General features: G+C 60.3%; 18 protein-coding genes. 11 read left to right on the top strand and 7 right to left on the bottom strand.

Features of this window, described 5'->3' with window-relative positions; translation table 11 throughout:
* Positions 1 to 626 precede the first annotated feature (626 nt).
* From ABIA73_RS13525 to ABIA73_RS13500, 6 genes are all read left to right on the top strand, one after another.
* The gene (locus ABIA73_RS13525) at positions 627 to 3,218 is read left to right on the top strand and encodes a Z1 domain-containing protein (protein ID WP_218788521.1); all 2,592 of its coding nucleotides are present in this window, start codon (positions 627 to 629) and stop codon (positions 3,216 to 3,218) included.
* A complete protein-coding gene (locus tag ABIA73_RS13520) occupies positions 3,151 to 4,215 on the top strand; it encodes a PD-(D/E)XK motif protein (protein WP_306431527.1) in 1,065 nt (354 codons plus the stop codon). The genes ABIA73_RS13525 and ABIA73_RS13520 overlap by 68 nt, the downstream gene beginning before the upstream one ends.
* Positions 4,212 to 6,056, top strand: coding sequence for a hypothetical protein (locus tag ABIA73_RS13515; RefSeq protein WP_218788517.1), 1,845 nt, complete (start codon positions 4,212 to 4,214; stop codon positions 6,054 to 6,056). Before ABIA73_RS13520 ends, ABIA73_RS13515 begins: the two co-directional genes overlap by 4 nt.
* Positions 6,053 to 6,967 (top strand): hypothetical protein, encoded by a 915-nt coding sequence (locus ABIA73_RS13510; protein WP_218788515.1) that lies wholly within the window; start codon positions 6,053 to 6,055, stop codon positions 6,965 to 6,967. Before ABIA73_RS13515 ends, ABIA73_RS13510 begins: the two co-directional genes overlap by 4 nt.
* Positions 6,964 to 7,737: a DUF6339 family protein gene (locus ABIA73_RS13505; protein ID WP_218788513.1), complete on the top strand. Its 774-nt coding sequence runs from the start codon at positions 6,964 to 6,966 to the stop codon at positions 7,735 to 7,737. Before ABIA73_RS13510 ends, ABIA73_RS13505 begins: the two co-directional genes overlap by 4 nt.
* 88 nt (positions 7,738 to 7,825) lie before the next feature.
* Positions 7,826 to 9,337, top strand: a complete 1,512-nt coding sequence (locus ABIA73_RS13500; RefSeq protein WP_218788511.1) for a DNA cytosine methyltransferase — start codon at positions 7,826 to 7,828, stop codon at positions 9,335 to 9,337.
* Between the two features lie 2 nt (positions 9,338 to 9,339).
* Here ABIA73_RS13500 and ABIA73_RS13495 read toward each other — a convergent pair whose 3' ends face one another.
* From ABIA73_RS13495 to aceE, 4 genes are all read right to left on the bottom strand, one after another.
* On the bottom strand, positions 9,340 to 9,777 hold the full coding sequence (locus ABIA73_RS13495; RefSeq protein WP_218788509.1) for a very short patch repair endonuclease: 438 nt from the start codon (positions 9,775 to 9,777) through the stop codon (positions 9,340 to 9,342).
* 4 nt (positions 9,778 to 9,781) lie between these two features.
* Positions 9,782 to 10,915 carry a hypothetical protein gene (locus ABIA73_RS13490; protein WP_218788507.1) on the bottom strand — a complete coding sequence of 378 codons (1,134 nt, stop codon included), beginning with the start codon at positions 10,913 to 10,915 and terminating at the stop codon, positions 9,782 to 9,784.
* On the bottom strand, positions 10,912 to 12,981 hold the full coding sequence (locus tag ABIA73_RS13485; protein ID WP_354275908.1) for an ATP-binding protein: 2,070 nt from the start codon (positions 12,979 to 12,981) through the stop codon (positions 10,912 to 10,914). The genes ABIA73_RS13490 and ABIA73_RS13485 overlap by 4 nt, the downstream gene beginning before the upstream one ends.
* 162 nt (positions 12,982 to 13,143) lie before the next feature.
* Positions 13,144 to 15,831, bottom strand: coding sequence for a pyruvate dehydrogenase (acetyl-transferring), homodimeric type (gene aceE / locus ABIA73_RS13480; RefSeq protein ID WP_025878207.1), 2,688 nt, complete (start codon positions 15,829 to 15,831; stop codon positions 13,144 to 13,146).
* A gap of 638 nt (positions 15,832 to 16,469) precedes the next feature.
* Between aceE and ABIA73_RS13475 the strand changes: the two genes are divergently transcribed.
* Together ABIA73_RS13475 and ABIA73_RS13470 are read left to right on the top strand one after the other, a co-directional pair.
* Complete coding sequence (locus ABIA73_RS13475) at positions 16,470 to 17,030, top strand: PadR family transcriptional regulator (protein ID WP_025878208.1); 561 nt, start codon at positions 16,470 to 16,472, stop codon at positions 17,028 to 17,030.
* Between the two features lie 60 nt (positions 17,031 to 17,090).
* On the top strand, positions 17,091 to 17,888 hold the full coding sequence (locus tag ABIA73_RS13470) for a siderophore-interacting protein (protein ID WP_099841793.1): 798 nt from the start codon (positions 17,091 to 17,093) through the stop codon (positions 17,886 to 17,888).
* 73 nt (positions 17,889 to 17,961) lie between these two features.
* Here the strand turns inward: ABIA73_RS13470 and ABIA73_RS13465 are convergent, their stop codons facing one another.
* A complete protein-coding gene (locus ABIA73_RS13465) occupies positions 17,962 to 18,795 on the bottom strand; it encodes a hypothetical protein (RefSeq protein WP_354275907.1) in 834 nt (277 codons plus the stop codon).
* A 235-nt stretch (positions 18,796 to 19,030) separates the two neighbouring features.
* Here ABIA73_RS13465 and ABIA73_RS13460 point away from each other — a divergent pair, with 235 nt between their 5' ends.
* The gene (locus tag ABIA73_RS13460; protein WP_100435707.1) at positions 19,031 to 19,432 is read left to right on the top strand and encodes a hypothetical protein; all 402 of its coding nucleotides are present in this window, start codon (positions 19,031 to 19,033) and stop codon (positions 19,430 to 19,432) included.
* Positions 19,433 to 19,812: 380 nt separating this feature from the next.
* On the opposite strand, the gene ABIA73_RS13455 is transcribed toward ABIA73_RS13460, so the two are convergent.
* Together ABIA73_RS13455 and ABIA73_RS13450 are read right to left on the bottom strand one after the other, a co-directional pair.
* Entirely contained in the window at positions 19,813 to 20,523 is a 711-nt protein-coding gene (locus ABIA73_RS13455; RefSeq protein ID WP_025878214.1) for a YceI family protein, read from the bottom strand.
* An 85-nt stretch (positions 20,524 to 20,608) separates the two neighbouring features.
* The gene (locus tag ABIA73_RS13450) at positions 20,609 to 21,199 is read right to left on the bottom strand and encodes a malonic semialdehyde reductase (protein WP_025878215.1); all 591 of its coding nucleotides are present in this window, start codon (positions 21,197 to 21,199) and stop codon (positions 20,609 to 20,611) included.
* A gap of 122 nt (positions 21,200 to 21,321) precedes the next feature.
* On the opposite strand from ABIA73_RS13450, the gene ABIA73_RS13445 reads away from it, so the two are divergent.
* Positions 21,322 to 22,281, top strand: coding sequence for a mitochondrial fission ELM1 family protein (locus ABIA73_RS13445; RefSeq protein WP_025878217.1), 960 nt, complete (start codon positions 21,322 to 21,324; stop codon positions 22,279 to 22,281).
* Positions 22,282 to 22,432: 151 nt separating this feature from the next.
* Positions 22,433 to 22,651: a hypothetical protein gene (locus ABIA73_RS13440; RefSeq protein ID WP_032975596.1), complete on the top strand. Its 219-nt coding sequence runs from the start codon at positions 22,433 to 22,435 to the stop codon at positions 22,649 to 22,651.
* The last annotated feature ends 27 nt before the right edge of the window (positions 22,652 to 22,678 follow it).

Genomic DNA, 22,678 nt, shown 5'->3' with positions numbered 1-22,678 from the left:
TCTCGGATTACTACCCTTCCCAGGCGACACTGGAGATGAAGGTCTACCGCAGGCTGTCGGATGCTGAATCTGCGGATTTGCATCAGAGGTGGCGGACGCGGATGCGGCCGGACTGGGAACGGAGACGCCATCTGGGCCTGCTGTCGGTGCCGTGCCGGGAACGCCCTTGCTGCACTCAAAGCTCCCTAGTAACAATACCCAACGGCTCTCTGGTTGGGCCCGAATACCCCCACACCTGTCCCCACTGCCTGCGCTCAGTGGCGCGCCAATATGCGCCCCTTCGAGACGCTCCCGGCACATTTCATTGCCCAGGACCGCTTGGCGCCAATCAATCTCTGCGCCGCCGCATCGATGACGGCTCTAGGTTACCGCCAATTCATCACTCTCGGTCGCAACATGGCGCCCCCTGTCCCCTATACCTTGATCCGTAGCGAGGCACTCGTGGATCGGCGGCTACTTGAGCAGAGTGCGACCAAATGGTGGTTGCATGGACGGTTTTTGTCGTAAACAATCAGCGACATGGGTCACAGTCTCACGACCCTCCCAAAGGGCATGGATGTCGCAGGGGGCGCATTCGGCTCGATGCCTGTCGCCGCCCCCAGTTTACGAATGCGCAGGATGCCGACTTGAATACACAAGTAGAAGCCCTCTCCACGATTATCCGGGAGAAGCTCCCAAGTTATGACACCTTGGACGCCGCCGCGGCGGCGGCGCGACAGGCCCTCGAAACGGTAATGGGCCCATTCCCTGAACAGATGGATGCCAACTTCCAGGCGGCTATCGAATTGGTGCGTTCGTCGTTCCAGAACGTGGAGATCCTGCGCAAGAACTCGCTGATCAAGCCACGGCCGACTTGGTACAACGGGCCGACGGAACATGACAAGCACTGGCCCGCGCTTCTGAACTATCTCCGCGAAGTCAAAAAGTGGAAGGATGCGTCCGAGTCGCTGGATGACTCGTCCTCCGAGATCGTCTCCCTGCTCGCGAATCCGGCCGAGGATGAGTTCAGATGTCGGGGACTGGTCGTTGGCTATGTCCAGTCCGGAAAGACTGCAAATATGACTGCAGTCATCGCCAAGGCCGTGGATGCTGGCTACAACTTGATCATTCTTCTCGGTGGTGTCACAAACAAGCTTCGTGCACAGACGCAGCGCCGAATCGAATCAGATGTTGTAAACCGACACAGGACTCTGTGGCAGAGGTACACCACTGCAGAAGACAACGGCGACTTTGTCAGCCCACCAAACGGTCAGTTCGTAATGCCTCATAAGGGTGGCGCTCAGCTGGCTGTAATAAAGAAGGAGTCTACGCGCCTCGAGAAACTTCTCCAGACCGTGAAGAACACGGCTCCGCCAATCAAACGGAAGCTCAAAGCACTGATTATTGATGACGAGTGTGATCAGGCATCTGTCAATTCCGGAATCGATGATGAGGAGATGACTCGCATCAACGAGGCCATCCGTCGACTGATTGCTGCCCTGCCGTGCGTCTCGTACGTGGGTTATACCGCGACGCCGTTTGCAAATGTATTTATCAATCCTTTCCCGGTTCGCGCAGATAAACTGGACGATCTTTATCCCGAGGACTTCATAACCGCGCTGCCTCGTCCCAAGGGCTACTTCGGTACACTTGAGGTATTCGGCGAGGCCGACGCATCGGCCGACGATGATGCTGTCGACTTCGGACGAGACATGTTCCGATCCATACCGTCGGAAGAGATCGATCAGCTGGTTCCTAAGGGAAAGAACGGCCACAAGACGTTCACGCCTGCTGTGACGCCTCAGCTTCAGAAGGCGATCATCTGGTTCCTGATCACTTGCGCAATTCGCCGAGCACGAGGGCAGCAGAGCGAGCACATGACGATGCTCGTTCACACCTCCGCGTATATTGCACAGCACGACAGCATGGCTGATGCCATTCGCGCCTGGCTGGCAGCTAATCGGCGCTCTATTGAATCTCTCTCCGGATCCGCCGGAGACTTGGTGCGCCAAGTTTTCTCAGAGGAGATTGTGAGAAGCCCTCTGAGCGACCAGAGCGACCCAACACTCTTGGACAGCACACTTAAGCGCCTCCTCCCGGAGGTTCTGGAAGCCTTGGAACTCGTTGTTGAGAACGGCGAGAGTCTCGAGCGCTTGGACTTTACCGGCGATGCCAAGACCTACATTGTCGTGGGCGGATCGGTGCTGGCACGCGGACTTACCCTTGAAGGGCTCTCAGTGTCCTTCTTCCTGCGCACCTCTCGCCAGTACGACACGTTGCTACAAATGGGGCGCTGGTTTGGGTTTAGAAAGGGATACGAGGATCTCCCGCGCCTCTGGACGACCCAAGACCTGATATCAAACTTCCGAGCGCTGGCACAGGTAGAGGAGGAAATCCGAAGGGAAATTTCCACCTACCGTTCGGCGGAGGTTTCGCCACTGGACTTCGCAGTAAAGGTTCGATCAATTCCCGGACTTGCGATTACATCAGCGGCGAAGATGCGGCATGCAATCAGGACAAGCATCAGCTTCGACGGAAAGCACGAGCAAACGACTCGCTTTGATCACACCGACTCAGATGTGGTTTCCAGGAACTGGGGCGCCGCGGCGAGCCTTGTTGATCAGCTGATTGCTGAGAAGTACTCGCGGATAAAGGAGAACGTCTTCATGGATGTTCCGGGCACTGTAGTGCGAAAATTCCTAGCCAACTACAGCATGTGCGACAAGCAGCTGAATCTCACCAAAGAGATGTTGCTGACCTACATTGATGGATCCGCCAGTCGCATGCCGTTCTGGAATGTCGCGATTGTGAGCTCTAGTAGGGCTGAGCGGCGAGTCCACCTGGGTGGCCTGAGTGACATTGGACCTGTCATTCGTTCCAGGTTGCCAGAGTCATCTGACTATGCCGACATCAAGGCTTTGATGTCGAAACAAGATGTGCTCGCTGATGTTGAGGACTCCGACGCTCAATCGACCGATGGATGGGAGAAGCTGAAGAGCTATCGTCCCGATGCACCCCTTCTCTTGGTGTACCCGATAGACAGTGTCTCTGAACCGAGCAGGGCCGACGATCATCGCGTAGCACTGAACGCCAAGGGCGACCTCATCGGCCTCGGATTCGTATTCCCAGGACGCATTGACCGAACCGGTCGTTACTTCAGTGTTGAGCTGAATGTCCCTACGCCAGATCAGCTCGAGGATTGGGAAGCAGACAGCGCAGAGCAGGCGCAGGATGCGTGAGACTGCCCACGAGCACTGGCTCTCACTTCGCAGCAGCTCGCAGCGGAGAGACGGAGTGGATGTTGTAACGGTGGCCGCAGGGGTTGACTCCGGGTTTGGTGCAATTCGCTATGCACTTACATCTAACGCAGCTCCGAGACTGCTGATTCCAGTGTCTGCTGGAGTGTCGGCCTCTGACGTACGAAAGCTTGGGGGACCCAGCGTTGATATATCTATCACGCGCCTTTCGCTCAGTGGCAGCTGGTCGCTTTACGTCGACATTGGTCTTCGCGAGCGGCGACTGGAGAGTCTCTTCGGCGATCTCTGCACGCAAATTGTTTCAAGAATCGCTGACGGCGCACCCCCGCTGGCCGCCGCCGCGTCTTGCATCAGAGATTTTCGAATTCTACTGGCAGAGGATCCTCAGGCCCCAGTTGACGTGAGCGCTGTGCTCGGCTTGCTCGGCGAGCTTGTGATTCTTCGAGAGGGTGTAAAGCGAAGCCGGCAGGCAGTTGACTCTTGGACCGGACCATTTGGTCAACGACACGACTTTCGAGGTTCGGGCGGCGCGTTGGAGGTCAAATCCACGGGATCTCTACAGAGCTCAACTGTGCACGTCCATGGGCTCGAACAACTCTCTCCACCCGCTGCCACCCCGCTGTGGCTAGCTCACGTCGTGCTTGAGAGGTCTGCAGCCGGCAATGTCTTTGTGGAGCAGCTCTGCAAAGAGTTGATCGCAATGGGAGTTCAGGAAGATGCCATTGTCAGTCGCTTGGCATCGATGGGCTGTCAGGACTCCAAGGCTCCGGAGTGGAACGCTCTGCGCACCACCTTGGAAGCCATCAGGCTTTACTCAGTTTCTGACAACTTCCCGAGGCTCACCACCAGCCTGCTACCAAATGGACAATTGCCGGCCGGCGTTGGCGATGTCCAATACACGATTGACTTGGGGTCAGCTGCGAATCAATTGGTACCTGGCACTCAGCATGAACACGTCTACGAGGCGGTTTTCGCATGAAACTTGAGCTGTACAGCGAACCCTTCTCAAAGAATGGGAACCTTGCGGGGGAAGGATTCAAGCGACTGTTGGGCAGACCCAACCTCAACCTCCTTCAGACGTTGGTGCGCGAGAGCCTGCAGAACGTAATTGATGCAACCCTCCCAGGACGATCTCCTGAGGTTCGTATTCGCCTGCGAAAGCTGAGGGACACTGAGCGGAGCGCCCTGTCGAACTCAGTGCTGGCCCAGATGCCAGCCGGCGGTCCATCCAAGCAGATCCTCAGCGACTCTTTGGAGAAGCCTGAGCTATGGGTTTTTGAGATTGCCGACTTTGGTACCGCGGGCCTTTCTGGCCCTGTAGAGGCCGATGTCGCTCCGTCAGGAGAGGAGCGAGCTAACTTCGTTAACTTCCTCAAGAACGTGGGGGCAGCACGAGACAGCCACCAAGGCGGCGGTACCTACGGCTATGGAAAGAGCTCGCTCTACGCAATGAGTTCGTGCTCGCTTGTCTTGGTTGATAGCCAAACTTTCAATGAGGGAGAGCCAGTTCGCCGTTTTATGGCCTGCCACTTGGGAGAGGCTTTCGACGCGAGTGTCGGAGCTGGCATTCGACGTTTCACGGGGCGTCACTGGTGGGGCATACCAGCGGGCAGCGACAGTGTGGCTCCCGCGACTGGACCAGACGCGCTCGGCTTGAGTGGCGAGTTGGGGATGTTCTCTCGATCCGAGGCTGATAGCGGGACGTCGATCGTCATCGTCGATCCAGAGCTTGAAGTCTCTTCCACCCAAGAAATGGGGCGTGAGCTAGTTACGTGCGTGCTCCTGAACTTCTGGCCAAGAATGTCGGAAACGACTGCGGCTGACCGCCGACTGGCGGTCAGCATTGAGATTGACGGTCAGCCGCTGGATGTTCCAGCGCCAGAGGCTTTTCCGCCACTGGACCTCTTCTGCCGCGCACTCGCCGACATTCGCTCCAATGTGGGTTCATTGAAGGAAATTCGATCTCAGCGTCCCTCCAAAGCATTGGGCAAGCTCGCATTTGCCCCGGGGGTCGCGGCGCAGAGACACACGCTGGCTTCTTTCAATGGCGACGATGTCCTAGCAGGTGCATCACATATTGCCTTGATGCGTCCTGTCGAGTTGGTGGTGAAATACATGCGCGGCGCTGCATATCCGGACTCCTTGCATGAGTGGGCAGGGGTTTTTGTCTGCTCGGCTGATTCGGAGGTGGAGGAAGCCTTTGCTCAGGCGGAACCGCCAACCCACGATGACTGGGCACCGGACAATCTACCGAAGGGAAAGCAGCAGACGATGGTTCGAGTGGGCATGCGGCATCTTAAGAACCATGCCGATACATTTGTGCCTACCAAGTCGCTCAGCAGATCAGCCGACCCTACGTCCCCCAGTCTTGCAGCAACTGCTGGGCAGATGGGGCGCTTTCTCTCACCCACAAGCGCCCGCGGCGCTGGAAAGCCTGAACCATCCAGGCGCGGTGGTCCATCACCCAAGAAGGGCGTCCGGCTATCGCCCCCCGAGATGATCGGACTCTCCCTTGCTGAAGACGGCGCGGCTCTTGCGACGTTCAGGGTTGATCTGACCAACGACGGGAGCCAAGGACCGCTGACGCTCATTGTGGAGCCGAAGCTGGTCGCTGATGGCAATGGAATCAGTGCAGAAGACGTACCCTCGAGTCTGCTGCCGCGACTACACAGCATTTCTTTGGAAGCCCACGACCTCATCAGCAAGGATCATCTCCTCGACGTCGGACTGTTGAGCGGGGAGGTTATCGCGGTGGTTCGAATGGTGAAGGGCGCCGCTGTTACTGTGGCAGCGCGAGTACTGAGTGAGGACGCGGCATGAGCAGAATCGCGTATCCATACCTAAGAGTTCCTGATGAAGCAGTCCAGTTCAGTGGCTGGTTTGTGGGAGATCCCAACACTCCACTTCTTCCAGCACCTGAAGTTCTGGCCGACTGGGACTACGCCCGTGACCTGGTTGTACGCGGGAGTGTTCAGATCGATTGGGATTCCGCATCCAAGGCGCTTCAGTTTGGAGATGTAGATTGGCTGGCATCCGCACAGCTTCTTATTGGAACAGGACAGGGTCAGTTACCTAGGCAAGTTCAGTACGCGCAGGCACTGCCACTCTCCAAGCAAAACCCATCAGCTCTTCTGGAGGTCTCGGTTCCAGGGAGCACGCTGTCCTCTCAGCTGGTCATGCGCTTGACGATTTCGTTGACTGTGCCGTCCGCTGATGCAACGCCACTTTCACCAGTGCTGAAGGGATCTCGGTTGTGGGAGAACAGTTGTGATGTGCTGATCGAAGACGGAGGCTCTTCCAGATTCCCGGTCTCCGCCATTGGCTTTGGAACTGCCTTCGCCGGCAAGCCGCACGAGCATGCTCCTTGGTATGTCGAATGGCGGCCAGAGGATCTTTCAGGCGACTTTTCTTCGAAGGTCGTCCTCTATGTCAATTCTGACGAGGAGACATTCCTTGAGAAGTTCCTGTTGGGTGATCGCGCCACCATCCAGGCGGTTCTTGGTGGCGTCGCGTCACACATGTGCTCGACCATTCTCCTGCGTAACGGCAAGGACTTGGATCTCGAAGCGTTCGAGGAAGGTTCGGTTGGCGCGGTGGCGAATCACTGGCTCAGTCAGGCGTTCCCCAACGAAGGCGGACTGGCAGGTATCGTCCGATTGCTCGAGAGTGACCCTGGGGCATTCAACGCTGCACTGATTGCATCCGCCGATGTTGGAGAGCAGACCACATGACCACCATTCTTCTCCCAAGATTGTCCCGTTTGGGCGTCAGTCGCTTGGTGGCGGAGCTCGGCACGGATTACTCGTCCGACGATGCCGTAGCCTTTTTGAATGACCACGCCTCACTATCGAGCTATGCAGCAAGTGGGGGAGTCAGAGAGCATCGTGTGGCTGGAGAGATCGCCGCGACTATTCGCAAGACTGCGGAGGGGTGTGGGTTTCCCACCTTGTCGGGGCAGACCGGGCGCGCCAAGTTCGATCGTGACGCAGCCATTGCCCTTGCGTCGTTTGGCTCACTAGCAAGTGGCGAAGGGTTGCGGGATGACGTTTGGGCCTATCTGACCACTGTATTGCTGCCCGACGTTGTGCGCTGGCGATTCGAGAGCAAGTCTCAAGAGCGATTCAGCGGCGGGGTACGTAATGCTCTGCAGCGGCTCTACATGCGAGCGTCAGCGCTTGACTTGGGACCCGAAGCGGGCGTTGATCGGTGGCGCCTGCTGAGAGCTCTGACAGAGGACGCCCATGTAGCGATCTTTGAGCGTCCACTGATTGGCGGGAACCGGGTACTTGCAAAAGCTATCGCCCACGGTTGGGCCCAAGCGGCAGCAAGTGAGTCCAAAGGGAACATGGAAGACATCATGCGTTGCGCCATAAAGCTCCTGCGCCTCAGGTACCAGATCGTTGATCTTGGCGTACTGGAAGATCAGGAGCTCGCTGACACCGTTGCGAGCGTATTCAAGGACGCAGCGGCCCAAGTGGCCGAAGTGGCCGAAGTGGTCTGATTCTTATTGAAAAGTGCCCGAGGGCATGACATCCTGGCGGCGTTAGAGGGGCGCATCTGCGCCCCTATTTATAATTGTGAAGCAAGGCATGCACATCCCAGTCGTCGACATCTTCGCAGGCCCCGGTGGGCTGGGCGAAGGGTTCTCCGCTTACACCCCTTCCCGCTCTTCGAAGTCGCGCCCGTTCAAGATCGCCATTTCGGCCGAAATGGAGGTCAATGCAGCCAAGACGCTTCGACTTCGCGCGTTCTATCGCCAGTTCGCACCCCACAAGGTGCCGGATAGCTATTACGACTACGTGGCAGGACGGGCAGACCAACCTTGGACGGACGCGACCCAGACTGAGTGGGAGAATGCCTGCCATGAGGCGAGGCAGTTGAAGCTCGGTGATCCCGAAGACGACAAGGTGCTTCATGCCCGCATTCGCGAAGTTGCGTCGCAGGAAGACCCTTGGGTTCTGATTGGTGGACCGCCCTGCCAGGCGTACTCCTTGGTCGGACGCGCCAGAAACCGTGGCGTAGTGGGCTACAAGGCAGAGGAAGATCCGCGCCACTTCCTCTACCAGCACTACTTGAAGATCATCAAGAAGTACTCACCCGCTGCGTTTGTAATGGAGAACGTCAAGGGCATTCTCTCCTCGAAGGTGGGCGGTGAGCTGATGTTCCCGCGCATTCTCGCGGACCTTCGAGCTCCGGGCGGTCGCAACGGCCCACGCTACCGAATTATCCCTTTGGTAGCGGATCAGAGTGGTCTGTTCGACGACGACGATGGACGCCGGTACATTCTGAGGGCCGAAGAGCTTGGTGTTCCTCAGGCGCGGCACCGCGTGGTTCTTTTCGGTGTCCGGGAAGACGTTGACGTTTCATCGCTCCGCCAAATCAATCGCGCGCCGGCCAAATACAGCGTGGGCGAAGTAATCGGCGGAATGCCTCATCTCAGAAGCGGAATCACCAATGTCGGTTTCGAGAATTGGCCCGATGCCGCCAGGGAGATTCTGCTCCGTGCGGCGGAGTTGTCTGACGATGCGCAGGTTTCAGCTGAACTACGCACCCAAGCGAAACTGGTACCTGCTCTGGATGCTGGCGCTGGCGGCAGGGCTAGGCCTTGGACGAGAACGGTGGATGAGGTTCCAGAGCATCTCAAACCGTGGTTGCTGGACGAGCGCCTCGGCTACATTCTGAATCATGAGGTTCGCCCTCATATGTGGATGGATCTCGTCCGCTATGGTTACGCATCGGCTTTCACGAAGATTCATGGTAGGTCGCCGCGTGGTGCTGGCGAATTCCCTGAAGCCATGCATCCGGATCATGAGAACTGGACAAGCGGGAAGTTTGTTGACCGCTTCAAGGTTCAACGCAAGGATGAGCCTAGCTCTACGGTGACAAGTCACCTGCAGAAAGATGGGCACTACTTTGTCCATCCAGACCCTGCACAGCTTAGGAGCCTTTCTGTTCGTGAAGCTGCCAGGCTGCAGACGTTCCCTGACAATTACTTCTTTGAAGGCTCCCGAGGGGCTCAGTTCCGCCAAGTTGGCAATGCGGTTCCACCTTGGATGGCCTACCAAATCGCTGATGTCGTCCACTCCGTTCTGGGCAACTGACTTTAAGCGAGTTCAGTGAACTTATCGTCAGAGAGAACAAATTTCTGCAGCTCCGCCAAAGTTGCATCGGCTGAGGCTTTCAGAGAACACTCCCACACAACCGCGACTCTCCAACCCGCTTGGAGGAGCGAACTCTGAACTCGCTCGTCACGCATTCGATTTTTCTCAAGCTTTTCGATCCAAAACTCCGGCCTAGTTGCCGGAGTTGCTGCATATTTGCAGGATCTGTGGCGATGCCAAAAACAGCCATGAACGAAAATTACGCAACGATACTTTGGCAAAACTACATCCGGCCGACCTGAAATTCTTAAATCGTGAATCCGATATCGAAATCCGTGTCGGTGGAGGTACCTCCGGACCAAAAGCTCTGGCTTAGAGTCCTTGTTTCTGATTCGACTCATCATTCTTGAGCGAACTTCTTGACTGACAGTGTCTGCCATAGAGCTATGCCACAGGAGCGACTTTCATAGTGTAGTCCTGCAGATTTCGGTGACCGACGTTAGCGTAGAAGCGGGACAAGCATGACTGGATAGCCTCCGCAAAAGGAGAGTCAACATTGGCTATTCTCGCGTAAGTGTTATCAATCTCGGCGAAAGAAACTGAGCTCAGTGACATAAGGTCTACATAGAGATCCGGAATACCACAAAAAGCTGGAAGAAAGCAGTACCGTCCCTCAGGCGTTCCAACACTCACAGCGGGAATTCGCGTTTTTTTGCCCTCCAGCTGCGACAGCTTCAGCCCCGTCACCTCCTCGGATAGCTTGCACCCCGCGAGCAGAATCACCTCTGACTTAGGCGGCTTGCCACCATGCCGAACCATGTGGCAGTGCGGAGTCAGCACAAGATAGTATTTCTTTTGTTCGCCGATCAGTTGACACACTAACGTGCCAAGCCTTAAATCGCCTGGGAGTGCAGGCATTATGTAGTAATCGTAAGGATCGGAGTTCACTCTTCGCGAAAGCTCCCCCCCTCCAAAAGACTCGTTGATCTGAATTGAGGCACGGCGCCTTATTAGCCGCTCCAATCCCGAATCACTAAATTCAGGATCCGCTACAAGTTCCGTCCAATTCTGCTCTAAAAACTCCCAGATGAAGCTCCCGGCTCCCCTCTCAAGCTCCCTTCGCAGCTTCGCCATAACCCGTAGGACGGAACCGCGACTTTGAAGCATTCCCTCAAGAACAGCCTCGATTGAAGCAGGGAATGGTGGGTTGTTACTAGCTTTATCTACAAATTGGACCGATGCGGTTAGATTGACTCCCTCCGGACATGGACCATCCGAGTACATAACTATGAACGAAAACCCAATAGACTTGGCCTTGGACACCACGTCTGCCGCCATGCTATTTGCAGGATCGACGTTCAATTTTCCCGTCTGCGCCCTACCTTTGTAAACGTCGGTAACTACCAGTTCGAACTTAGTCTCTTCCATGACTTGGATAGCTTCTTCGAAGCTAGCACAGACCGTCCACTGCACAGAGTAATCACCGATCGTTGCCGGCAACAGCTCCTTGCACTGTTCCACAATCTCCGCGTCATCGTCGACAAATAAGCCTTTCAAAGTTTCCTTTACTGCACTCACAGACCTACCCCCTGTTCAAATTTCGCGACGAAACAGGCTCCATTCAAGCCAGAATCGCGGTCGTAAACCAATCTCCCATACGGCTCAATCACCAACCGGGCAATGTAGAGGCCGAGCCCCATCCCGTTTGGCTTGGTGGAAACGTAAGACTCAAAAATCCTATCTTCGTCCTCAATTGCAACGCCTGGCCCATCATCCTGCACCCTGACTTGGAACCCTGCCCCATCGCGTGCGATGAGAACCTTAATTTCCCCTCCCCCACCAACACCATTCTTATACGATGACCAATAGATTGCATTGTCAATGAGATTGGCAATTACCTGACCAAAGGCAGCTGGAGACATTTTCACAGTGAAGTCATCGCCACCCTCAACCTCTACCGTCATTCCTTGTTTCGTTATCAGCGCGTCATATATTGAAACTGTAAGTTCAACCTCGTCTCGAACCTGAAAACTTGAGGCCCGCCCTCTCCGCCCTGCAGTGTGCGGTTCTAGGCGTCTTCTCAGCGCATAGATTTGATCGGTCCAAGAAAGCATCTTTGCAAAGCTTTCCCCATATCCCACCGGAACTTCGACAAAGTCCTTGGATAACATCCGCTTTGTGATCTCGACCTGCCGGTTTATTTTTCCAAGCGGCGCTCCAATCTCATGAATTACAACATCGACCATATGACCCAAGCCAGCGGAAAGTAGGAGCCTTGAGAAAACCTCTTGTACGCGCTCCACCCCAATGCTGACTTGAGTCTCGGTCGCTTGAATAAGCTTCGTCAACGGGTGATCGTTTCCAAGCTCCTCCTTCGCCTTAGCGAGTGCAGGTGAGACATCAAATGCTTCAAATAGGGCATCTGAATTTTTCTTCTCCTGCTTGGGACGAACGCGGTAACGCGCCTCCTCCAACTTTTGAATCACAGCTATAAACCAGTCTTCGAGAGCTTGGTGAGCTGAATTCTTAATCATTCCCTCTCGCGCACTTCGATCTTGAAGGTCCGGGTTTGATTCCCGCGACAGCCTGATGGCTGCAACAATCTGATTATTTGCAAAGTTCTGGCCTGGCCTCTGCCTACTTCTCAGATCAAGCTGCAACCAATCGTTCCCAGGCTCACCATATGGATAAACACGGAAGCCATCGCGATAAACTGAAACGCCACAGTAAACATTTAACGTTTGCCTCAGTAGCGCCACCGTAGTTCCCAAGTTCCGTGCAATTGGCTCGAGTCCATCTCTGTCTCGATCCCACGCTCTTACCTCAAACTCGAATGGACCACATTCTGGCGTATAGCCCTTTGATAGTATTTGCTGATTCGTTAAACGCGACGATTCCACGCCATCAATCTCGATAACTGCATCAAGCAATCCATCAGACTTCAGAGCCCCATACATCCTATATTTGGGCGACTTAATTTCTGGCGGAGTTTCTACCGCCCCAGAGATCTCTGGAAATCCGGGTATTTCCAGAGCCACATCGAAGCCGTCGACCTCCTTAAATGGAGAGATCAATCTTGAAAGTCGGGAGTGCACTCTCCTGAAGGACTCGGCATTCCACTTGGCTTGATCCACCCCTTCAATAGTCAGCCTTGTGCCATGTTCAAAACCGACAGAAGAGCCAACGGAGTAGCTGAGTTCGACATCATCGAGGTACTCGGTATCGCTAAAATCTCCCCATGAGAGAACAACGCTGACAGGAGGTTGCGATACAGACTTCGTTTCGAGAAGCAGAGTATCCCCTAGCCTAGCCGATGCGAAGCGACCAATCCCCTTCGCTCCTTGATATGGCCGACCTCCGGGGGAACGCATTGCGTTCTTTTTGTTGGCAGTCCCTGGCTCGAACCACGCTCCAAGTACTGTTTCCACCGTCATTCCGACGCCGTTATCTTCCACGATGATTCGTTTGACTTTCGATTCCGAATCAACTTCAAAGTTGACTTTGACTGTGGAAGAGTCGGCGTCAAAGGCGTTCTTAACAAGCTCTACCAATGCAACTGGCTCGTCGCTGATTAGCTCCTCCCCAAGCAAGCCAATCAAGCGCGCGCGCGGTCTCATTTTTGTTGTGCCGAACTGTGAATCCACGACGCCCCCCTCTAATCGAAAACAAGCATTACGATCAGACTAGCATGCGGCCACCCGTACAGAAACTTAGAGATCCGCAATCGGCGGACTGGGTTTTCGATCCCTCGACAACAAAAAGGGCGGCCAATGGCCGCCCTTTTTCGCGCCAATTAATTGACCCAATCAAACCCCAACAGGATTAGCCTTCTCCGGATCAATCTTGTACTGCTTGATCGCCCGGGCCACATCCTTCGCGGTCATCTTCCCGTCCTTCGCCAGCGCCGCAATCGCGGCATGCGCGATGTAGTACCGGTCAACCTCAAAGAACCGACGCAGATTCGCACGCGTATCCGAACGGCCAAAACCATCGGTACCCAGCACGGTGTACGACATCGGCACGAACGCGCGGATCTGGTCCGCATACGCACGCACGTAGTCGGTGGCGGCAATCGCCGGGCCCTGGCGGCCTTCCAGCAGCTCGGTCACGTAGGCCTTGCGCTGCTCACCTTCCGGATGCAGGCGGTTGGCACGTTCCACGTCGAAACCATCGCGACGCAGTTCGTTGAAGCTCGGGCAGCTCCAGATGTCGGCGGTCACGCCGAAGTCCTTGTCCAGCAGCTCGGCCGCGGCAATGGCTTCGCGCAGGATGGTGCCCGAACCCAGCAGTTGCACACGCAGCTCGCCCTTCTTCGGCTTGCCGGCGTCGGTCAGCAGGTACATGCCCTTGACGATGCCTTCGGCCGCACCTTCCGGCATTTCCGGGTGGGTGTAGTTCTCGTTCATCAGGGTGACGTAGTAGTACTCGTCAATCTGATCTTCCATCATCGCCTTGGTGCCGTGCTGCAGGATCACCGTCACTTCGAAGCCGAAGGTCGGGTCGTAGCTGCGCACGTTCGGAATGCCACCGGCCACCAGATGGCTGAAGCCATCTTCGTGCTGCAGGCCTTCACCGTTCAGCGTGGTGCGGCCGGCGGTACCACCCAGCAGGAAGCCGCGGGTACGCATGTCCGCTGCCTGCCAGGCGATGTCGCCCACGCGCTGGAAGCCGAACATCGAGTAGTAGATGTAGAACGGCAGCATCGGCACGTTGCTGACCGAGTAGCTGGTACCGGCGGCCATCCACGAGCTGATCGCACCCGGCTCGCTGATGCCCTGCTGCAGCACCTGGCCGCTCTGGTCTTCGCGGTAGAACATCAGCTGGTCGGCGTCGACCGGCTTGTACTTCTGGCCGAACGGCGCGTAGATGCCGATCTGGCGGAACAGGCCTTCCATGCCGAAGGTACGGGCTTCGTCGGCCACGATCGGCACGATGTGCGGGCCCAGTTCCTTGTCACGCAGGGTGATGTTCAGGCTCTGCACGAAGGCCATGGTGGTGGAGTAGCTGCGCTCGCCGCTGCTCTTGAGCAGGCGCTCGTAGCTTTCCAGCTTCGGCGCATTGAAGCTCTTTTCGGCCTTGCGGCGGCGCTGCGGCAGGTAACCACCCAGCGACGCACGGCGTTCCTGCAGGTACTGCACTTCCGGCGAATCCGGGCCCGGGTGGTAGAACGGCACCTGGCCGTCGGCCAGCTGCGCGTCGGTCACCGGAATGTTGAAGCGGTCGCGGAAGTGGCGCACCGCTTCGTCGTCCAGCTTCTTGGTCTGGTGGGTCGGGTTCAGTGCCTCACCGGCGCTGCCCATGCCGTAACCCTTCACGGTCTTGGCCAGGATGACGGTCGGCATGCCCTTGGTGTTCACGGCCTGGTGGTAGGCGGCGTACACCTTGTGCGGGTCGTGGCCGCCACGGTTCAGGCGCCAGATGTCGTCGTCGGAAAGACCGGCCACCATCGCGGCGGTTTCCGGGTACTTGCCGAAGAAATGCTCGCGGGTGTACGCGCCGCCGAAGGCCTTGCAGTTCTGGTATTCGCCGTCGACGGTTTCCATCATCAGCTTCTTCAGGACGCCATTGGTGTCCTTGGCCAGCAGGGCATCCCAGTAACCGCCCCACAGCAGCTTGATGACATTCCAGCCGCCGCCACGGAACACGCCTTCCAGTTCCTGGATGATCTTGCCGTTGCCGCGCACCGGGCCGTCCAGGCGCTGCAGGTTGCAGTTCACCACGAAGATCAGGTTGTCCAGGCCTTCACGGCCGGCCAGCGCGATGGCACCCAGGGTTTCCGGTTCGTCGCTCTCGCCGTCGCCGATGAAGCACCACACCTTGCGGTCGGACTTTTCGATCAGGCCACGGTTTTCCAGGTAGCGCATGAACTGCGCCTGGTAGATGGCGGCCAGCGGGCCCAGGCCCATCGACACGGTCGGGGTCTGCCAGTACTCCGGCATCAGCCACGGGTGCGGGTACGACGACAGGCCGCCGCCGTCCACTTCCATGCGGAACTTGTCCAGCTGCTCTTCGCTGATGCGGCCTTCCAGGAAGGAACGCGCGTAGATGCCCGGGGCGCTGTGGCCCTGGATGAACAGCAGGTCGCCCGGGTGGCTTTCGCTCGGGGCGCGCCAGAAGTGGTTGAAGCCCACGTCGTACAGCGTTGCGCCGGAGGCGAACGAGGCGATGTGGCCGCCCAGGTCACCCGGCTTGCGGTTGGCGCGCACCACGGTGGCCATCGCATTCCAGCGGATGATCGAACGGATGCGCCATTCCAGTTCGGCGTTGCCCGGGCTCTTGGCCTCCAGCTGCGGCTCGATGGTGTTGACGTATTCGGTAGTGGGAGAGAACGGCAGATAGGCACCCGAACGACGGGTAAGTTCCACCATGCCTTCCAGCAGCTGATGCGCGCGCTCGGGGCCCTCGACATCAATAACGGCCTTCAACGACTCGATCCACTCCTGGGTTTCCACAGGATTCGGGTCGTTGTTCAGCACCTCGTTCAACCAGTTCATTAGCGCTCCCATTACCGCACGCACGCGCGCGACTGTTGATAGATTTCTAGACCGCAAAGTGTAGCGCACCAAGGGCTTTCGTCACTTGGCTACGCTGGCGTATGGATGCAGGCCACCCATGTCTGCAAGGCCTGTCCCGGGACGTCCACCGGCGGGACAAAGCGCTGCGGCAGGCCGCTGCGGCTACCTGCAAGGGCTGCGCCAGCTGTCGCTTGCGGCCTGCTGCGCCCATGCGCAGGACGCAGTGTTACCGCCATGGATGACCGTTGTGGGGCAAGGCGGGCGCCATGTCGGCGTTGTCTGACGGGGCGCCGCTGAACCCGCGACAACGTGTCGCGCGCGCCTCTCGACGCGGACGAGGCAGCTGCGCACGGTTGGCCGCGAGCAGGCCCCTTCCCGCGGTTCGCCGCTCGTCTGCTGCGCCCCTGCCCGGGGCGGAAACCCCGCAGTGCCGTTGCGTGGCCCGATACGGATGTCAGGCCGCGCAACGGTGGCTTGCGCCGCGCGCATCTTTCCCCTGCATCCCTTGCGCCACTTGGCTGCGTGGCCCGATCCGGCAAGTGTTGTGGCCGGAATCCTGCTTGCCGCGCTTGGCCTATCGATATATCGTTTGCAATACACGTTACCGATATATCGAAATGGGCCGATCCCCCTCCCCCCGCAGCCGCACCGACGATGCCGCGGTACCCCGCCGCAACGGCCAGCCGCGCGTGCTCAGCCGTGGCGACCTGCGCCTGCTGGTGCTGGCGCTGATCGGCGAGCAGCCGCGCCACGGCTACGAGTTGATGCAGCACATCAGCACCATGTTCATGCAGGCCTATACCCCCAGCGCCGGCACCATGTACCCGCTGCTGGCCAGCTTCGAGCAGGCCGGCTGGGTGGCGTCGGAGGAGGTGGACGGCCGCCGTGTGTTCCGCATCACCACCGCTGGCGAGTTCGAGCTGAAGGTGCAGCGCAGCCAGGTGCGATTGGCGCAGCGGCGCGCGTTCGACCGCGCCCGCGAGATCACCAAGGCCTCGCTGCCGGCGCCGCTGGCCGCTGCGCTGCGCGAGTTCAAGCGGGCGCTGGTGCACCACCACGGGCGCTGGGCCGACGGCGAAGCCGAGCAGGTGGCGGCGCTGCTGTCGCGTGCCTCGGCGCTGATCAACGGCCAGGGCGACAACGCGCCTGCTCCCTTTTCAACGACCCAGCCAGACTGATTCCAGCCAGGTCTCCCCCCATGCCGCGCGCCCCCGCGCGACCTTCCAACAGGTACCCCCATGACCGAACATCACAACTCGCGCCTGCGCCTGGATGTGCGCTTCCGTGAACTGACGGTGCTGCGCACCGAGACTGTCACCCCGCACATGCGCCGCATCGTGCTGGGCGGCGACGACCTGGCCGGCTTCGATTCGCCCGGCGCCGACGACCACATCAAGCTGTTCTTCCCCAACGCCAGCGGCGAGATGGTGCTGCCGGTGCTGACCGCCGAGGGCCGCAGCTACCCCGAGGGCAAGCAGCCTTCGCCGGCACGCGACTACACCCCGCGCTGGTGGGACCACGAAACCGGTGAGCTGGCCATCGACTTCGTGCTGCACGACCAGGGCATTGCCGGGCCGTGGGCCGAGCGCGCACAGGCCGGCGACACGCTGGTGATCGGCGGCCCACGCGGCTCGTTCGTGGTGGCCGACAGCTATGACGCCTACGTGCTGATTGGCGATGAGACCGCGCTGCCGGCCATCGCCCGCTGGCTGGACGTGCTGCCCGAAGGCGCGGAGGTGCAGGCGTACATCGAGGTGGCCGACGAGGACGAGCGCCAGGACCTGCCGCAGTACGAGAACGTGCGCATCCACTGGCTGGAACGCAACGGCTTCCCGGCCGCCAGCAGCACGCTGCTGGAAGACATGCTGACCGACTTCGAGGTGCCCGAGGGCGATACGTTCTACTGGATCGCCACCGAATCGCGCCGCGCGCGGATGATGCGCAAGTTCATCGAAGGCCACCTGGGCGTGCCGCGCGACTGGATCCGCTCGACCGGTTACTGGAAGGCGCACCCGGACGAACAGGACGGCGATTGACCGCAAAACGGTAGGTGCGGACCGTTGGTCCGCACGCTCTTCTACGGGTAGTGCCGGCCGCTGGCCGGCAACCTCATGACCCTTCAGCCGCATCCTGCAACTGCCGGCCAGCGGCCGGCGCTACCAACCGGGGCGCAGCCCCACCCTTCCAGCCGAACCGATGCGCGGCCCAGATCTCCAGCGCCAGCAGCAGCGCGATGATCGCCAGCGGCAGCAGCAACCCCAGGTACACGCCCGGCATCATGCCGTTGATCTGCGCCTTCACCAGCCGCAGCACGCCGCGCGTATGCAGCAGCTCATCCATGCGCATGGTCAGCGCCTCACGCACCATCTTCGGCTCCAGGCCAACAGTGCCAGCCTTGTCGATCAGCGTGTCTTCCACCATCGCGCGCAGCAACCCGGCGCGTACCTTGCCGATCACCCAGCCTACGCCGCGCGCCATCGGCCCGTTACCCAGACGGTCCACGCCGGGCAGCGGATGCTCGCGCAGGTAGATCGCAGCAAGCGAATCGGCAACGTCACCCACCGTGCCCTGGCACTGCAGCGCGGCACGCATGCGTTCGTCTTCCAGCGAGGCGGTGAAGCCACTGCTCCACCCTTCCACCATCGTCTGCAGGTGCGGCTGGAAGTGGTCGAGCTGCTTGAACAGCGCGCGGTGCGCGCCGGCGGTGAAGCCCAGTTGCAGGCCGAAGAACGCGACAAGCAACGGCAGCAGCACCACATACGAGGCCAGCAGCCCGTGGTGCCAACGCCGCTGCCGCCGCAGCCAACCGCGTCGATGCAGCCCGCGCCAGGCGAAGATGCCCAGCACCAGCCCCAACAGCGTGCCCAGGACGCTGCCGCCGATCAGATCGAGCACGCTCAGGCCGGTCCAGAATTCGCCAAGCCAATACTGCGCTTCCTGCATGGTGTTGCCTTCCGTGGTTCAGTGCGGCCGCCATGGTAACCGCGACCCGATGCTCGGCTGCTCTCTGCAGCCGGCAGATGCAGACCGTCGGCCAGCAGGTGGGTGCGGCCCCTCGGACGGCCGGTGGGTGCGGACCGTTGGTCCGCACGCCCCCACGCAGTCGCCCGCCAGCGGCCGGCACGACCCGGCAAGCAATGCGACAATCGCACTCCTTTCCTGCAGCAACGAGGCCCACATGGCCAAACTGACCCTGGCCAGCGTGGACACGCTGCGTACCCGCTTCACTGATGATGCCGCCTGCGATGCAGCGCTGTCCGCCTTTGCCGACCCGGCTGCGGCGCGCGTACCGCTGCGTGAGCTGGTCGAGGCACAGCACCGCTACCTGCGGGCCGAACACGAAGTGGCACAGGTGGCCGACATCCTGCGCCGCGACCAGAAGTACGCGCCGGTGGGTCGCCCGTCGGTGCATATCGTGCAGCTGCGCAAGCAGCAGGCAACGACCAAGCAGGCCGCGCTGATCGCCCGCCAGGTAGTAGCGCAGGCGGCGCAGACGTTCGTGCGTGCGAGCGGGTTGGCGGTGAAGGCCAAGCAGAGCCCGAGCGAAGCGTCGGCGGCGTGGCTGGGTACGCTGCGCTGAGCGCGCGTACCCGGTAGTGGCCACCCTTGGTTGGCCTGCGGAGTGCTCGTGCGCCAACCGAGGTTGGCACCTACCGGGTAGTGCCGGCCGCTGGCCGGCAACCTCGGGTAGTTGGATGCGTGCAGTTGCCGGCCAGCGGCCGGCACTACCAGACGATCGGGCCACCGAGTGATTCGGCGATTCAGCGATCGGGCGATTCGACGATTCGGCGATTGGGCGATTGGGCGGTTGGGCGATTGGGCGATTGAGTGATTCGGCGACCAATTGATTCGGCAATCAGCCAATCAGGCAATCGAGCGACCCGTCCAGAACGCTGCCAAAAAAGAAGGCCCGCTTTTCAGCGGGCCTTCTGCCTTCTCACGACGAGTGAGCGGGAGGGATCAAGCCGCCGGCTTCTCGCCGGTGGCTTCGGTGGTGATGCGGATCTTCACTTCATCGCTGACGTTCGGGGCGTAGGCGCCGACGCCGAAATCGCTGCGCTTGATCGTGGTGGTGGCATCGAAGCCGGCGGCCGGAACCTTGGCCATCGGGTGCTCGCCGCCGCCGTTGACGGTGACGTCCAGGGTCACCGGCTTGGTGATGTCCTTGATGGTCAGGTCGCCGGTGACGGTCAGCTTGTTGGTGCCGGCCGATTCAACCTTGGTGCTCTTGAAGCTGGCAGCCGGGAACTTGGCAGCGTCGAAGAAATCGGCGCTCTTCAGGTGCTCGTCGAACTTGGCGGTGAAGCTGTTCAGGCCGCTCAGCGGCAGCTTCACTTCCACGGTGGACTTGGTGACGTCGGTGGCGTCGTACACCAGGGTGCCTTCGGCGTTGCCGAAGTGCGCGCTCGGGTTGGAGAAGCCGAAGTGGCTCCACTGCGCCAGCACGTCGGTGTGGGTCGGGTCGAGCTTGTAGGTGCCCGAGGCGATGGTGATGGCGGCAGCGGCCGGGGCGGCAGCAGCGGCATCGGCGGCCGGGGTGGTGGCAGCCTGTTCGGTGGCGGCCGGGGCAGCAGCATCGGCCGCCGGGGCGGCGGTGTCGGCCGGCTTGGAGCAGGCGGCGATGGCCAGGGTCAGGGCCAGCGGCAGCAGCAGTTTACGGGTGGCGCTCATCTCAGGAACTCTCCGGATCGTAGGGTGGGAACACAGTGCAGCAATGGCCCGCCACGGCGGGCGGGCCCGAAACCGATACAGCGACTTACGCGATGCGCGCCGCTTCGTCGAAGGACAGGCGCGGCAGACGGGGGAACAGGCCCGAATCGTCACCGTACCCCAGGTTGACCAGGAAATTCGACTTGATGCTGGTGCCGGCGAAGAAGGCTTCATCGACCTTGGCGTTGTCGAAGCCGGACATCGGGCCGGCATCCAGGCCCAGCGCGCGTGCGGCCAGGATCAGGTAAGCGCCCTGCAGGCTGCCGTTGCGGAACGCGCCTTCATGGCGGCCTTCGCGCGGGCCGTCGAACCAGGCCTTGGCGTCGGTGTGCGGGAACAGGTACGGCAGCTTCTCGTGGAAGTCCTGGTCGAAGGCCACGATGACGGTGACCGGGGCAGCCAGGGTCTTGTTGTGGTTGCCTTCGGACAGGGCCGGGGCCAGCTTGGCCTTGGCTTCGGCCGACTTCACGAACACGAAGCGCGCCGGGCTGCCGTTGGCGGCGGTCGGGCCCCACTTCAGCAGGTCGTACAGGGCGTGCAGCTGGGCGTCTTCGACCGGCTTGTCGAGGAAGGCGTTCTGGGTACGGGCAGTGCGGAACAACTGGTCCAGTGCAGCAGCGTCGAGCGCGTGGGACATCGGTGGATCTCCAGGGCGGCTAAGGTCTGTGCCCGCGGGCGGCGCGGGGCGAAACGTCGATCCGCAGTGTAGAGTGTCGCGACTGTTGCAACACCCAGCAGGGCTGAAACGAATTAATGCCAATGGTGAAACGATCGAGCGCGCCTTGGACGGTCACCGACGGCCGTGCCGGCAATGTCCGGCAGGCGGTCGCGCTGGCCTCGGCGCTGCGCCAAGGCACCCACCGCCCCCTGATCCTGCAGCCCCGGGCGCCATGGCGCTGGCTGGCACCGCGGCGCTTGCCCGGTGATGTACACGGCTACGGCCAAGCCCTGGCAACCCTCGCCGCCGATGCGCCCGCGCTGGCGATCGGCTGTGGCCGCCAGGCCGCCGGCGCGCTGCGCGTACTGCGTGCGCGCGGCAGCCAGGTGGTGCAGATCCTCGACCCGCGCATCGGTTCCCGCCACTGGGACGTGGTGGTGGTGCCCGAACATGACGCGTTGCGCGGCAGCAACGTGCTGACCCTGATCGGCAGCCTGAACCCGGTGGACGATGACTGGCTGGCCTGGGGCCGCGCGGCGTTCGCCAGCTTCAGCACCCTGCCCGGCCCGCGCACTGCCCTGCTGGTGGGCGGCCCGACGCCGCTGGCGCCGTGGGACGAAACCGCGATGGTGCATGTATTCCAGGCGCTGGCCGAGCAGATCCGCAGCGAGGGCGGCAGCCTGCTGGCGACGACGTCGCGGCGCACGCCGCCGGCACTGGCCGAGATCCTGCGCGCGAAGTTCGCCGATCTGCCGCATGTGATCTGGGGCGATGGCGGCGATGGCGTGAACCCGTATGCCGGCCTGCTCGGCTGGGCCAACCGCGTGGTGGTGTCGCCCGATTCGGTGAACCTGTTGTCCGAGGCCAGCGCCACCCGCATGCCGGTGATGGTGGCCCTGGCCGATACCGCACAGGGACGGTTGGCGCGCTTCCAGCAGCAGCTGCGCGAGCGCGGGCGCCTGCAGCCGCGTTGGCTGGACTGGCAGTACGACCGCATCGAACCGCTGCGCGAAACCACGCGGATTGCCGCCGAGGTCAAAGCGCGCCTGGCATCACGGTAGTGCCGGCCGCTGGCCGGCAACCAGGTGCACGTGGCCGAAGATCATGGGGTTGCCGGGCAGCGGCCGGCACGACCCCCTCCAGCGTTTTTTGAACATTTCGATCCCGCAGCGCGGTTAGAGTCCAGCCTCCCCCTCGGACTGGACGTCCCCCATGCGTACCCTGCTTCTGCTGCCGCTGGCCCTGCTGGCCGCCTGCTCCACCACCCCTACCGAACTGGACCCGCTCTCGCACGCCTGCCAGCAGCAACTGGATGCCTACCGCGAGCAGCCGGCCCTGCGCAATCCGCGCAACGAGCGCCCGCCGTTGCCGATCGCGCCGATCAGCGATGCGTGCGACAAGGAACTGCGGCGCAAGGGCGTGGAGCGCTGATTCCAGCGATGCGGGTATGATCGGCGC

The sequence above is a fragment of the Stenotrophomonas sp. 2694 genome, from assembly GCF_040548715.1.
Classification (GTDB): Bacteria; Pseudomonadota; Gammaproteobacteria; order Xanthomonadales; family Xanthomonadaceae; genus Stenotrophomonas; species Stenotrophomonas indicatrix.
This window is presented reverse-complemented; position numbering and strand designations above follow the sequence as displayed.